Origin of the sequence: Archaeoglobus neptunius, from assembly GCF_016757965.1 — an archaeon.
GTDB classification, from domain to species: domain Archaea; phylum Halobacteriota; class Archaeoglobi; order Archaeoglobales; family Archaeoglobaceae; genus Archaeoglobus; species Archaeoglobus neptunius.
This window is the reverse complement of record NZ_JAEKIW010000010.1, coordinates 39,220-51,706: the sequence shown is the minus strand read 5'-3', so window position 1 is coordinate 51,706 and position 12,487 is coordinate 39,220. Positions and strand designations below refer to the sequence as shown.

Below are 12,487 nucleotides of genomic sequence, written 5' to 3'. Positions count from 1 at the left end.
ATCATCCCTCCAGAAATCTTATTGCATCTGTCGGACAGTTCTCCCTGCAGACAACACACAAGACCCTGTTCTTACCGTATCTCCTGCATGCCTGCATGTTCACAACCTTTACAACTCCATCCTCGACCCTGAGTATTGGATCGTCAATCGTTATTCCACTCCCAACTGCAGCCCCCTTCGGATCCTTCTCAACATGAACTGGGCAGACAACGACACAGTTTCCACAACCTACGCACAGACTCTCGTCCACAATGAGCCCGGTCTCAGTTGCCTCTTCCAAAGGTTTTAGCATCTCCTCCAGCTTCTTTCTCTGCCTCTCGTACTTTTTGTCCTCGTAAAGCGGAATGCATTCTTCAAGCTTTTTCTCCCTGTTCAGAATTTTGAATGCGAAGCTCATGCATGTTGCTTCCCCACATTTTTTGCAGTTCGTTTTTGGAAGAAGCTTGTAAATATCCATCGGATTTAGCGCCATGAAAAAAGATACATTTCTAAAGATTAAATTCTTTTGCTGTTTTTATCTTTCAAACCAATCCCCCTATCCTCCCATCATCACCGCAAATCCGTTTGCAATGAGGAGGGCAGATATCATCCCAAACGGGGTCAGGATAAGATGAGGCGTCACGTTCAGCTTTCTGCCATCCCATCTGGAGTTAACAACCGCTGTGAAGGCCACCGTGTATAAAATTATAAGCTGAGAAACGATCTTTATCTCTATTTTCTGTGTAACAAATGGTATGTATGCCCAGATAGCTGCTGTTATTGCCGAAAGAGGATACAGAGACCTGAGAACCCTGTCGGGTCCGAAAAAGACAGGTGTATTTCTCAATCCAGCATTTTTATCGAATTCGTAGTCAGATACAGCAGTGGGAATATAGAAAGTAGCGGCAAGAAAGAATGCTGCCGGATACACAGCCAGAGGAACGTCTGAATTCCCGATACTCAGCCCCGCATGGAAAACAAGTACCGCTGCCAGAGCGTTGCATATCACATCAGTCAGGGGCAATGCCTTAAATCGGGGTGGAGCCGAATAAACATAACCAATCAAATTCGCTCCAAGCATGGCAGAGAAGAAGTCAGCGTTGATGAGAGACGCAAACATCAGAGAAAGGGCGAGAAACACAGCACATAGAATTTTTGCTTCCCTCACCGAAATCTCACCTGTGACTAGCGGCTGTACTGACAGGTTCATGTCCTTAACTCTTCCATCATGAAGGCGGTCAACTTCTCTGTCATAAAGGGCGTTAATGGTAAAGCTGAAGCTCATCCAGAATGCAAAGGATGCAAAGCCGAAAAGAACATTAAAACAGTTCGTTTCCGGTGTTACTCCAAACATGAAACCCGCAGCATAAGGTAGAAGAAAGCAGAACCAGGCAACAGGCCTTAAAAGCCTCACGTACCTCGATGTGAGAATACCATTGCTAACAACAACCATGAATAGTTTGCTATCAAGTATGATAAAAATTTTTCGTCAGCTCAGCAAGTCCTCATACGCTTTGACGTTCCTGTCTGTCAGGGAGTAGTTTATTTCCTTGTACTCCCTTATCCTGTCAAGCTCCACATCGCCCACGACAGCCTCCTCATCCTGCTCATTTTTGTATTTCGCAATAATTCCGTCAAACGTTGAGATCAGGCTTCTTCCAACAGCCTCACTTCCGGTAAAGGTTCTTCCGAATCCGCCCGCCTTTACTATGGCATAGGCGTTGTCAAATGAGCGTGTGAAATAGAGACAGTATCTGTACTCCGTTCCGGGAAGCTCTGAGCGTTTGAATGACACTACAGGATTCAGAACAATTTCAACGCCTTTGAGTGCTGCTACTCTACAGAGTTCAGGATAGAGGATGTCGGCACACACCAGTGTGCTGATTCTCACATCTCTAACTTCAAAAACCTCCAGTTTCGTCCCGCTCAAAATTCCAAGCTGCCTCTCCACCCTTGTGGGATGAATCTTGTCCTGCCAGCCCACAAGCTCTCCGTCGTCGTAGAGATACGATCTGTTTCTATATCCCCCATCATCAACAACCCCGTTTCCAGAAGCAACTACTCCAAATTCAGAACTGATGCTCTTCAGAAATTTGAGTGTTTCTTCAAGCGTTTCGAGTGAAAGTGTGGCGTAAGAAAAGTATTCGGGAAACAGCAGGATCTCTGCTCCATTCTCTACCGCAATTTCTGCAACTCTGGAAGCACTGTCAAGATCTCCAATTCTGCACTGAACTGCAGCAACTCCTATCCTGTTCCTCATTTAATCCTCCTCACACCGCAACCATCCAGTTTTGCCTTAAAAGGTTCTCCAAACTCTTTGAGGGCCTCAAAACCGTTAACTGCGAAAACCGTCTTCCCAAGCATCACCATCCCTGCCATCCCACCCGAGCTCTCCACTGCCTCGACAGCATCAGATACACAATCCAGCAATCCCGTCTCAGAAGCAAAGTTTCTGGAGCATGAAAACAGGTTCTCGAGAGTGGGTCTCTTCAGAAACTCCTTCACCCACTTTTTACCGGACTCACCGATCTTTTTCCTGTGAATATCATCAGAAATGATGTCTCTCGTGGAGATCTCACCCATTACAACGAAATCAAGAATGGCATCAAAGCAGAATCTCTCTATACTCGCAAGCGATGGACAGGCAGCGTTTTTCCTGACCACAATGCCACCAAAGGTCTGGGTAACCACATCTCCAAGTCCGGTGAGATTCAGCACCTCCGCTTCATGAGCAAGATCAGCAGCCTGTATGTAAGGGATGCCGGACAGAACAGCAGTTGCCAGAGCTGCCGCTCCGCTCATTCCGAACCCGCATCCAAATGGCAGGTCAGCAGTGATATCGGCACCCTCGAGTCCTGCCCTCTCCACAACATAATCTATTGTAGGAAAGCTCCAATCCTCACCGTTTATTCTTGTTTTTTCCGATTTGTATGCTTTTACACCGAGATTTACTGTAAATCCAACACCGATGCTGCCCGAGTTTCTCGGGCTGTCCGAAACCTGAGGAGAAAAAATACAGGTTATGCTGGCGGGGACAAAAATCATAGGCAATCTTCAATATATGCCTGAACTATCTTCTCCGCAACACCGAGCTTGTGTCCTTCAACCCAATCCTGTCTTTTTTCTGTTAAGATAAGTACTCTGGTGTCCTCAGTACCCATACCTCTCTCCAGCACATCATTTGCAACGACCATTGAGAGTTTGTCGCACTCCATTTTTTCCATCGCAACCCTGAGGAGCTCTTCGTCACTCAACCCCGTCTCTGCCTTAAACCCTATTATGTCTCCTTTGTAAACCTTCCTAACTTCCTTTATTATTTTTGGAGTTTCTTTAAGCCTGAGTACAAGTTCGGGAGCCGTCTTAATCTTCCTTTCCTCCATCTCCGCTGTAAAGTCTGATGCCGCAGCCGCAGAGACGAAGAGGTCACATCCGCTCTCAATTTCCCGCAAAACAGCGTTCATCATATCATCAACCGACCAGACGAATACCTCTCTGAACAGCGGAAGTCTCAGACCCGTCAGTTTTGAGGTTATGTAAACAACATCCGCCCCCCTTCTCCAGAGTTCGAGTGCTATCTCCTTTCCCATCCTTCCGGAGCTTCTATTGCTGATAAACCTTATCGGGTCCAACTGCTCATAGGTCGGACCAGAGGTAACTATAACCCTCTTTCCACTGAATTCTTTCGGATAAAGCTCCCTCTCCACATGGAGGCAGATTGTCTCGATATCAGGGAACTTTGCCTTCCCTTCCTCGACCCTGGGCTGAACGAATTCCACGCCCATGTTTACGAGCTTCTGGAGATTTTCAAGAACGGCTCTGTTCCGCATCATCGCCTCGTGCATCGCCGGAACGATGATGATTGGCTTTCCCGAACCCAGGGCGGTTGTTGCAAAGGTTGTTACGGGTGTGTCGTCTATTCCCTGAGCAATCTTGGACAGAGTGTTGGCCGTAGCGGGAGCTATCAGATACAGATCTGCCTCACCGTCAACCCCAAGAAGGTTGACGTGCTCAATACTGCCAGTAATTTCTGTAATAACTTTCTTACCTGTTGCAAATTCCAGCGAGTATGGATGAATGATCTTTTTTGCCGCCTTGCTCATAACGGCAGTAACGTCAGCCCCCCTTCTTATCAGCTCTCTTGCAAGCTTAACACACTCGACAGCAGCTATACTGCCCGTAACTCCAAGTACCACCTTCTTTCCTTCAAGTTTTCTGCTTCTCTTTCCCCTTATCCTTTCCAGATGCACGCTTAACACCTCTCACGAATATATCCACATCCCCACTCTCAATCGCCCTTCTGTATCTCGCCTTTTTTAAAATGTCCTCAATTTTTGACACCTTCTCCTCCAGAACTTTCAGTCTTTTCTCATCCACTGCCGGAACCGCTGCCTCTTCTTCCTCCACCTCAATTTCAGTCTCCTCAACGAAGAACTTGAATGGCTCTTCCACCCTCTCCTTCTCAACAATTCTCGTCACGGCTTCTTCCCATGCCTCCCTCCATGGAGCATCGGTAGCGACCTCTTTGGTAAAGTAGCTGTATCTGTAGACCCTTATTAAATCGTACGGACAGGCATTCTCACAGGCCCCGCAGTAAATGCAGAACTTGTCGTTAAAGTGAACTCTCCCCCTATCCTTCGAAACGTACCACACTTTATTGTGCTTGCAGACGAGAATGCATGCTGCGCAGCCTACAGGGTCGCATCTCGCCATTCTTGCTTCGAAAAGCTCGAGCTTTCCATCTATTGGCTTAATGGTTTTTGCCGCATCGTACGGGCATACCTCTTCACAATAGCCACAATGCGAGCAGATATCCTGATTTACACTTATTTCAGCAATTTTCTCCGGAAGCTGGAAAGAGACCCTTTTACCCTCAACCTTTATGGCCTCTTCAGGACAGACCTCCTCGCAGAGTTTGCAGTAATCACACTTCTCCTCGTCGATCAGTATGTCCGTATACGGCATAACGTCTTCAGGAGTTGGTTCCTTCTCCACCATGCTGAAAACTTCGCAAAACTCGGCACAAATTCCGCAGAGATTGCACTTATCCCTGTCAATCTCCACACTGCCATCCATATCCACATTCTTCTCCTCAATTTGCTGACGGGTTATGAAAACCTTCCTCGTGATGGCCTTCGTCGGACATGCCTTATAACATAGTGTGCACTCCCTGCAGGTTTCATACTTGTAAGTGTACATAACCGGAGAGAGTGTTAACTTTGACTTCTCCACTCTCTCCCCACCTATATAGAATTCGTAAGCATTAAATGGGCAGAACGAATAGCAGATGCCGCAATAAGCACATTTCAGGTGGTCGATTATGACAGGCGGCATGTCGAGTCCCAATGCAATATCATGAACCGGGCCGAGCTCTATCGCATTGACCGGGCAGGCGTAAACGCAGATTCCACACCCATTGCACCATTTGTAGTCATAGACAAGCTCTCTTACTTCACCCTCAGCCCTCTGTATGTACCTAAACCTTCCATCCTCAAGCATCTCGAGGTCTCTTTCCACCTCCATTGCCCCACCTTTTCTTTACTCCTCACCCACTTTAATTAAATTATCCTCCTGAATTCATCTTCCCTACCGATCGGCTTGGTAGCATCGATGCCCCACTTTGAAGTTGTCTTACCTGCTGACGGGTCGAGACTGCTCCCTCTCGCCCCGCTGACCACAACAAAATCTCTATCGGGCTGAAATCTCGTAGCTACTGCAAATTCAACATCCTCGTAGCTCAGGATGTCGATATCATCATCAACAACGATAACACCCTTCATACTCGGATTTGCTGCCAGTGCGGCCATTATTGCATTCTTGGCATCACCTTCCGACCTTTTTTCGATCTGAACAACCGAGTGGAAGTAGTGGCAGCTTCCCGGAGTGGTGATGACGTTTTTAACCTTGCAAACATTTGAGACGAACTTGTATATGACCGGTTCATACGGCACACCCATCAGCATCTGATGCTCCCGCCCTCCCGGTGTTATGGAATAGTAAATGAAATCCTCCTTAACGTACATCTCATCGAAAACCAGCTTTGGCTCATCCCTGATCCTGTCGTACGTGCCGGTAATGTCAACAAAAGGTCCCTCCCTAACCCTTTCAGCCGTTATTCTGCCAAAGAGAATGATCTCCGAATCCGGAACCAATAAATTGTCCTTCCTGTAAAGTCTGAGCCCGCCCATAAGCCTGGAGGCATAGCTGAACTCCTCTCCCTCAGGAAGTCTTGTCGCAGAGGCGAAAAGAAACAAAGGGTGTACCCCTATCACAACAGCAACCTCAAGTTCTTCTCCTCTCTCCACAGCTTCTTTCCACAGAAGATACGTGTGTCTTGGTGGAACAAGCCTTGTTGCAACCGAAGTTTCGTCAAGAACCATCATTCTGTGAATGCTTGCATTATACGTCTCTCCAGACCTGGCTATAACGACTCCGGCAGTTATGTACCTGCCACCATCCCGGGGAAAGTACTTTAACACCGGCAAGTCGTAAAGGTTAACTTCGGTTTTCCCCACATCAAGCTCTGAAAAGTCTACAATTTCAACCTTGGCCCCTTTCCTCTCAACTTCAGCCAGCTCTCTAGCAATGTTGTATGCATCCACACCAAGATACCTTCCAAGTAGCTCTCTTGAAGCCACAAAATTTTTCGCAACTTTTTTGCCCTCCACATTGAGAATTACCGGTTTATTGTCCAGTCCCCTTTTCCTGAGAAAGGAAATTATTTCATCATGCCCTATCTCATCATCTATAATCTCGGGTTTTGCGTGATCAATGGCATCCCTCAGATTCATGAAGACAGAATGTTACGAAAATAAATAAATTTAATTGCCCTCCAGCCTTTCCACAAGCTGTCTGACCATTTCCTCAATTTCAGCGAATACTCTTCTGTATGTTTCATCATCCTTTCCAGCCGGATTCTCAATATACCATCTCTCAATCTCTCTGCCCGGCACCACAATGCAACTGCCTTCTTCGCAGACCGCAACTATCAAATCGAACTCGTCGAGGCTGATTTCATCGAGTGTTCTGGGCTTCTCCTTTGCCACCAGTCCCTTCTCCCTCAAGAGCTCAGCAACCTTCTCATCAACCTTTTCCGCTTTCTCAATACCTGCACTCTCCGCTCTCCATGCCTCTGCCAGAGAGTTGAACAGGGTCTCAGCAATCACACTCCTTGCCGTGTTGTGAATGCAGACAAACAGAACTTTTTTCATATTCATCTCCAGGAAAGCACAAAAAAGATAAAAAACTAACTTGTTTTCTGAAGTTCCTGCTCTATCAGCTTTGCAAACTCTTCGTACGGCTTGTACCCAACATACTTTTTCCCGTTGATGAAGAATGTTGGAGTGCCGGTAACCCCGTAGCTAACTCCATCCTTATAATCCTTGCTGATCTCCTCCCTGTACTTCCCCGATTCAACACAGGCCCTGAAGGCCGAAACATTCAGACCGAGCTGTTTCGCATAGTCGTAGATCTTTGAATGGTTCGACATCCATTCACGCTGGTTCTTGAAAAGCAGGTCGTGGAACTCCCAGTACTTACCCTGCTCGCCGGCACAGTTTGCCGCTTCTGCAGCAAAGTAGGAAGTGTTTCCGTGAATCGGAAAGTCTCTGAATACGATCTTTACTTTGTCTCCAAAATTCTCCAGAATTTTCGGTTCAACCTCAGTTGCAAACTTTGCACAGTAGGGGCAAGCGTAATCTGAGAACTCAACAATCACAACCTTTGCATTTTTAGCACCCCTATACGGGTCATCATCAACACTGACATTGATTCTCTGCTCCTCCTGAGGCTTTTCACTTACTCTAGTCAAATTTATCGGATTGGTAAAAAGCAACGACCCGTTGGCTGTGAGGTACATCTTATAATGCTCGATAACCCCCTTTTCGTTGTAGAACTCGATGTTTACGAGGTAAAGCTCCCCATAAGGTTTGTAATCTGAAATCCTGACGTTAACATCGGGATTGTTTTTATGAACGATGTTATTCAGTTTTGCCGTTACACTCTCGATGGTTTTCTGATCAAGAACCTGAGTATTGGCAGAGCAGAACTCTTCGCCTGATGGTGCCATAGATGTTACAGCGTAAACAGCTATCGCTCCGACTATGATGCCCAGAACGATACCTATGACTAGGTCTCTCATGAACATTCCCGCACTTTGGGGTATAAATAGTTAAGCACAAACAAAAAAACTTATACCTGCTCCGAGTACAGGGATGCATGGAGAGAATCTTTGCCCCATGGAGAATCAGATACATTCTCGCACCCAAGCCCAGAGAGTGTGTGTTCTGCAAAGCCCCAGAAGAGGACAGAGACGAGGAGAATCTGATACTGTACAGAGGAAAAACATGCTACGTAATTATGAACAGAAATCCGTACAATCCAGGGCATGTAATGATATGTCCCTACCGCCATATTTCCTCAACCGAAGACATGCTCGACGAAGAGCTTATTGAGGCTATGAAGCTCGTTAATCTTTCCATTGGGGCGATAAAAAAGGCCATGAATCCGGACGGATTCAACATAGGTGTCAATATCGGGAAAGTTGCAGGAGCGGGAATAGCCGAGCATCTTCACATCCATGTAGTTCCGAGATGGAACGGAGATACCTCCTTCATGCCCGTGCTTGCAGATGTGCAGATAATTCCCGAAGCACTTGAGGAAACATACGAGAAGCTAAGACCAAATTACTATAAATAGTAAAAATTTTTACGTAAATACGAAGAAAAACCAGAAATTTTTTAAATAAGAACGAAACGATTAATCAATGATGTCCTCAAAAAATGCCATTCTCGAGATTAGGAACAGAAGACACTCTGCGGTTGTCTACATCAACGATACCAAGATTGAGGTTCTCGAGTGTTCGAACACCACATCGTGTAAAATCCAGGGAGTGAAGGGGACTGGATGCCCCAACTACTGCCCTTTTATTGTTGACGCCAAAAGGTACATGCAAGGGTTAAGGACGAAGTTCAGGGTAGAAGTTTTGAGTCCAAACACGTAATGCAGTCATGGATCAGGTGTTCATATACGTAACCGGAACAGCAGGTTCTGGAAAAACCTATCTGACTAAAGCGCTGGCAGAGTGGTTTGATTTGAAAAAACTCGACCACTATGTTGTAAATCTGGATCCCGGGGCGGATTTCGTGCCGTATTCGGCTGATCTCGACGTCAGAGAATGGTTTACACTGGAGGACATAATGAACAGGTACAACGTAGGGCCCAATGGGGCACAGATCATAGGGGCGGATCTCGTTTCAACGCTTGTGGATGACATAAAGGAGGAGATAGAGCTTTCCTCTTCCGAGTATGTTATAATCGATACTCCAGGACAGCTTGAGCTTTTCACCCTGAGGGAGAGCAGCAGGATCCTCATCAATGCCCTCAACCCCGAAAGGAGTGTTATGGTGTACCTTTTCGACCCCGTTGTTTCAAAAACACCATCAGGATTCCTTTCAATTCTTTTCATGGCATCTTCAGCAATTTTCAGACTTGAAATCCCGCAAGTACTGGCCCTTTCAAAGGCCGATATTCTTACAGAGGGTGAACTCGAAAGAGTGGTGGAGTGGAGTCAGGATCCCGAAAGCCTCTACGACAGTCTGAATCTCGAAAGGAAAACTCTGAATCTCGAGCTATTTTTAATGCTGAGGGAAGCCGGATTTTTCCGTCCCCTGATTCCAGTTTCTGCAGTAACCGGCTACGGAATCGAGGACATATACGACGCCATACAGGAAATATTTTACGGAGGCGATGACCTCGAGAGGATTCTTTTCTAAGGGTTTACTACTGGAAAACACTTTCCCGGCCTCAAAGCCTTTTTCACACTCTCCAGAACAAAAACTCTCGCTTTCCTTACCGCATCCTCGATGCCATAACCCATTCCAAGATAACACGCCAGGGAGGTGCTGTAAACACACCCGGTGCCGTGGATGTTTACCGGCGAGAATTCGGCCGTAACAGTATATATCCTTCCATTCTCACAAATAATATCCTTCCCGTTCATCTCCCCACCGGTTATGACAACGTTACATCCATAATTCCTGAAAATGGTCAAAGCCAGCTCCTCTGGACTTCTGGCACTGGTAATAATCCTTGCCTCGGATAGATTGGGAGTTACGAGATCCACATACCTCAGCAAATGTACATAAGCATCCCTTTCACCCAGCTTTCCACCAGCACCTGCAAAGACGACGGGATCGAGAACCTTTGGGACCTCCAGCTTCTCAATTTCATTAGATATTGCCTCCGCAACATCCAGCGATGGAACTAGGCCAATTTTGATACAATCAATTCCAATATCATCCAGAACGTCTCTTATCTGCTCCCTTATCACCCCTGAGTCCACAGGATAAACGGACTTTGCCGCACAGGTATTCTGGACAGTAAGAGCGGTAATCACGGATGCCGAATGGAGGCCAATTGCCCTCGCAGTCTTTATATCTGCATGAATCCCTGCACCACCGCAGGGATCGAGACCAGAAATTGTGAGAATCGTTCTGGGCATAAAAATAAAGTTAGAAGAGTTCGTTCAGGTTTATTATGTGCTTGCCAAGCTTTCCACCGTAGTTTCCGGCAGTGATTTTGACGACACCAGGAATCTTTGTAGCAGCGAGGATTCCAACTTTGGTGGCCTCTCTGATTGCCTCCACGTTAAGGCCGTTTATAACAATTTCATATACAGCCTTCACACCCTCCGGAATCTGTGTTCCCTCCACCTTATCTCTGATGCTCGGAGCAAACTTCTCGTTTGTCGATGCTCTTAAGAACTTGTACTTGTTGGCGCCAACTTTTGAGCCAGAAGCGACAATACCGCCGGGGAACGGAGTGATTACACCCTCTACATCGCTGATTGCATCAACAGCAGCCTTTGCTGCTGCAAGAGCAGAAGGCTGGGTTTCGGCCATGATGAAGAAGTTTCCACCTGCAATTCCGTTGGTGTATCCGATGTCGTTCTCAATTATGAAATCACCCTCCATCATCGGAACGGCCCAGCATTTCCTTCCACCCACGTCAACTTCCCTCTCGTATCCGTCAGCAAAGAACTTGAGCTTGAATCCCGTATCAAACTTCTCCTCAGCATCCGGCAGACCGTTGAAGACCGCTGCGGTTGGAGCTGTGAGCACACACTGTCCAATCCTCGCCAGAAGCTGCTCTTCCAGTCCCTTCTTGCTCATGTGGCATATCTGAACATAGTATCCCGGCCTGCCATCGGGTGTTTCTGACGGCTTAACCTTAAGCTCAATTCCGGCCTCGGCAGGACACATAATAACCGAAGTTCCAAAACCGGTTGCCTCGTTTGCAGCTACCCACGCCCAGTAATAGTCGTAGCCCGTAATCAAAACCCTCGCAATTTTTATGTCAAACGCCTCAGCAAAAGTTTCCTCAACTTCTACACCATTCACCTTCATGCTATCACCTGAAAGAGAATCGTTGTAGGTGTGATTTAAATCTTTTTATTTTTATTCTTCACCAACAGCCATTTATGACCCCGGGTCAGATAATCACGGATGCCTTTCGTAAACGCTCATGTTAATGGCAATCTCGGCGATATCAGCGGAGTAGCTTGCCACTCTTATGAGACTATCCAGCACGGTCTTTATGTTCATTATGGCAACCACGTCCAGATTGAGTATATTTTCATAAAATTTCAAAATTTTGTTTGTGAAATCTCCTGCACTCTCCAGAACTTCCTCGGCCAGATGTCTATCTTTTTTAAAAAACGCAACCATAGCCCTTCTGAGGATGTCCCGTGCAATCTTTACCTCCGGGGAAATTTCAGGATGGTTCGTTTCGATGTTCAGCATTGCTTCGCTCATGTGACTTATGTGGTCGGATATCCTCTCTATGGTTCTCACAACACTTCTGTAGTTGGTGGCATCCATGGTAGAGATCCTTCCCCTTCCTCCCAGATGGTTTAACAGCCTTAAAGCCAGGAAATGCAGTTTGTCAACCTCGTTCTCCCTTACCATTATCGAACTGCATATCTCCCCGCTTCTGTTTTCCAAAACCATTTCAAAGTCCTTCAGCATGCTGAGAACTATGTTGAAGAGTCTTTCAATAATTGAATAGATTTCGAATCTGTTCAGGTCGAGAAAAACCTCTACGATGACATCGCTGCCCGTATCTTCCATAATCTCCGCACCAATCAGTAAGTCCATCGCATAGGCCACAGCCCTCCTCTGCTCATCGCTGTGAACTTTTACGAATATGGAATCATAACCGCCGAGGTAGTAGGAAATTATAAGTCTCACAAGGTGATCGAAACTGGATGTCTCATCATCAATCATGGCTCTCAAGCGTCTTTCTCCATCTTTTGGCCTGATGCAAATGGAGTCATCCTTTATTTCGAGAAATAGTACTTCACCCTCCTTCACACCCAATCCTTCGACCCATTCCTTTGGCAGCGTGATTATGTAGCTGCTTTTACCACTTCTGTAAATCTTCCTTGTCTCGACCCTCACATCCCGTGTCTCTGCAAAGGTGTATATATCGTTTGTTCTGTAATTAGAATATA

The 12,487-nt window shown here is 46.4% G+C and carries 15 protein-coding genes; 3 read left to right on the top strand and 12 right to left on the bottom strand.

All coding sequences use genetic code 11. The features are described 5' to 3' along the window. Position 1 precedes the first annotated feature (1 nt). From JFQ59_RS08740 to JFQ59_RS08700, 9 genes are all read right to left on the bottom strand, one after another. A complete protein-coding gene (locus JFQ59_RS08740) occupies positions 2-472 on the bottom strand; it encodes a (Fe-S)-binding protein (protein WP_202320047.1) in 471 nt (156 codons plus the stop codon). A 63-nt stretch (positions 473-535) separates the two neighbouring features. Next, positions 536-1,432 carry a UbiA prenyltransferase family protein gene (locus JFQ59_RS08735; RefSeq protein WP_202320046.1) on the bottom strand — a complete coding sequence of 299 codons (897 nt, stop codon included), beginning with the start codon at positions 1,430-1,432 and terminating at the stop codon, positions 536-538. 36 nt (positions 1,433-1,468) lie between these two features. After that, positions 1,469-2,239, bottom strand: a complete 771-nt coding sequence (locus JFQ59_RS08730) for a carbon-nitrogen hydrolase family protein (RefSeq protein WP_202320045.1) — start codon at positions 2,237-2,239, stop codon at positions 1,469-1,471. Next, complete coding sequence (locus tag JFQ59_RS08725; protein WP_202320044.1) at positions 2,236-3,024, bottom strand: pantoate kinase; 789 nt, start codon at positions 3,022-3,024, stop codon at positions 2,236-2,238. The genes JFQ59_RS08730 and JFQ59_RS08725 overlap by 4 nt, the downstream gene beginning before the upstream one ends. Continuing rightward, positions 3,021-4,226 carry a bifunctional phosphopantothenoylcysteine decarboxylase/phosphopantothenate--cysteine ligase CoaBC gene (coaBC, locus tag JFQ59_RS08720; RefSeq protein ID WP_202320043.1) on the bottom strand — a complete coding sequence of 402 codons (1,206 nt, stop codon included), beginning with the start codon at positions 4,224-4,226 and terminating at the stop codon, positions 3,021-3,023. The genes JFQ59_RS08725 and coaBC overlap by 4 nt, the downstream gene beginning before the upstream one ends. Then, positions 4,183-5,499 carry a 4Fe-4S binding protein gene (locus tag JFQ59_RS08715; protein WP_202320042.1) on the bottom strand — a complete coding sequence of 439 codons (1,317 nt, stop codon included), beginning with the start codon at positions 5,497-5,499 and terminating at the stop codon, positions 4,183-4,185. The genes coaBC and JFQ59_RS08715 overlap by 44 nt, the downstream gene beginning before the upstream one ends. Before the next feature lie 35 nt (positions 5,500-5,534). Next, positions 5,535-6,767 carry a UbiD family decarboxylase gene (locus JFQ59_RS08710; RefSeq protein WP_202320041.1) on the bottom strand — a complete coding sequence of 411 codons (1,233 nt, stop codon included), beginning with the start codon at positions 6,765-6,767 and terminating at the stop codon, positions 5,535-5,537. Positions 6,768-6,797: 30 nt separating this feature from the next. Continuing rightward, positions 6,798-7,193, bottom strand: coding sequence for an arsenate-mycothiol transferase ArsC (locus tag JFQ59_RS08705; RefSeq protein WP_230972421.1), 396 nt, complete (start codon positions 7,191-7,193; stop codon positions 6,798-6,800). A gap of 29 nt (positions 7,194-7,222) precedes the next feature. Then, the gene (locus tag JFQ59_RS08700) at positions 7,223-8,116 is read right to left on the bottom strand and encodes a DsbA family protein (protein ID WP_230972420.1); all 894 of its coding nucleotides are present in this window, start codon (positions 8,114-8,116) and stop codon (positions 7,223-7,225) included. Between the two features lie 77 nt (positions 8,117-8,193). Between JFQ59_RS08700 and JFQ59_RS08695 the strand changes: the two genes are divergently transcribed. The 3 genes from JFQ59_RS08695 to JFQ59_RS08685 all read left to right on the top strand — a co-directional run bounded on the left by JFQ59_RS08695 (position 8,194) and on the right by JFQ59_RS08685 (position 9,749). Next, the gene (locus JFQ59_RS08695) at positions 8,194-8,673 is read left to right on the top strand and encodes an HIT family protein (RefSeq protein WP_202320038.1); all 480 of its coding nucleotides are present in this window, start codon (positions 8,194-8,196) and stop codon (positions 8,671-8,673) included. Between the two features lie 67 nt (positions 8,674-8,740). After that, positions 8,741-8,977, top strand: a complete 237-nt coding sequence (locus JFQ59_RS08690) for a hypothetical protein (protein WP_202320037.1) — start codon at positions 8,741-8,743, stop codon at positions 8,975-8,977. Positions 8,978-8,984: 7 nt separating this feature from the next. Continuing rightward, the gene (locus JFQ59_RS08685; RefSeq protein ID WP_202320036.1) at positions 8,985-9,749 is read left to right on the top strand and encodes an ATP/GTP-binding protein; all 765 of its coding nucleotides are present in this window, start codon (positions 8,985-8,987) and stop codon (positions 9,747-9,749) included. Here the strand turns inward: JFQ59_RS08685 and thiD are convergent. From thiD to JFQ59_RS08670, 3 genes are all read right to left on the bottom strand, one after another. After that, a complete protein-coding gene (gene thiD, locus JFQ59_RS08680; RefSeq protein WP_202320035.1) occupies positions 9,746-10,477 on the bottom strand; it encodes a bifunctional hydroxymethylpyrimidine kinase/phosphomethylpyrimidine kinase in 732 nt (243 codons plus the stop codon). The two genes, JFQ59_RS08685 and thiD, sit on opposite strands and share 4 nt — an antisense overlap. 10 nt (positions 10,478-10,487) lie before the next feature. Continuing rightward, on the bottom strand, positions 10,488-11,381 hold the full coding sequence (gene fhcD / locus JFQ59_RS08675) for a formylmethanofuran--tetrahydromethanopterin N-formyltransferase (protein WP_202320034.1): 894 nt from the start codon (positions 11,379-11,381) through the stop codon (positions 10,488-10,490). Between the two features lie 93 nt (positions 11,382-11,474). Continuing rightward, positions 11,475-12,434, bottom strand: coding sequence for a PhoU domain-containing protein (locus JFQ59_RS08670; RefSeq protein WP_202320033.1), 960 nt, complete (start codon positions 12,432-12,434; stop codon positions 11,475-11,477). Between the last annotated feature and the right edge of the window lie 53 nt (positions 12,435-12,487).

Excerpts from the sequence above, each read along its gene's own strand:
- JFQ59_RS08735 (WP_202320046.1), bottom strand. The coding sequence starts at position 1,432 with ATGGTTGTTGTTAGCAATGGTATTCTCACATCGAGGTACGTGAGGCTT.
- JFQ59_RS08700 (WP_230972420.1), bottom strand. The coding sequence starts at position 8,116 with ATGAGAGACCTAGTCATAGGTATCGTTCTGGGCATCATAGTCGGAGCG.
- JFQ59_RS08695 (WP_202320038.1), top strand. The coding sequence starts at position 8,194 with ATGGAGAGAATCTTTGCCCCATGGAGAATCAGATACATTCTCGCACCC.
- JFQ59_RS08740 (WP_202320047.1), bottom strand. The coding sequence starts at position 472 with ATGGCGCTAAATCCGATGGATATTTACAAGCTTCTTCCAAAAACGAAC.
- fhcD (WP_202320034.1), bottom strand. The coding sequence starts at position 11,381 with ATGAAGGTGAATGGTGTAGAAGTTGAGGAAACTTTTGCTGAGGCGTTT.
- JFQ59_RS08725 (WP_202320044.1), bottom strand. The coding sequence starts at position 3,024 with ATGATTTTTGTCCCCGCCAGCATAACCTGTATTTTTTCTCCTCAGGTT.
- JFQ59_RS08730 (WP_202320045.1), bottom strand. The coding sequence starts at position 2,239 with ATGAGGAACAGGATAGGAGTTGCTGCAGTTCAGTGCAGAATTGGAGAT.
- JFQ59_RS08685 (WP_202320036.1), top strand. The coding sequence starts at position 8,985 with ATGGATCAGGTGTTCATATACGTAACCGGAACAGCAGGTTCTGGAAAA.
- JFQ59_RS08705 (WP_230972421.1), bottom strand. The coding sequence starts at position 7,193 with ATGAATATGAAAAAAGTTCTGTTTGTCTGCATTCACAACACGGCAAGG.
- thiD (WP_202320035.1), bottom strand. The coding sequence starts at position 10,477 with ATGCCCAGAACGATTCTCACAATTTCTGGTCTCGATCCCTGCGGTGGT.
- JFQ59_RS08710 (WP_202320041.1), bottom strand. The coding sequence starts at position 6,767 with ATGAATCTGAGGGATGCCATTGATCACGCAAAACCCGAGATTATAGAT.
- JFQ59_RS08715 (WP_202320042.1), bottom strand. The coding sequence starts at position 5,499 with ATGGAGGTGGAAAGAGACCTCGAGATGCTTGAGGATGGAAGGTTTAGG.
- JFQ59_RS08690 (WP_202320037.1), top strand. The coding sequence starts at position 8,741 with ATGATGTCCTCAAAAAATGCCATTCTCGAGATTAGGAACAGAAGACAC.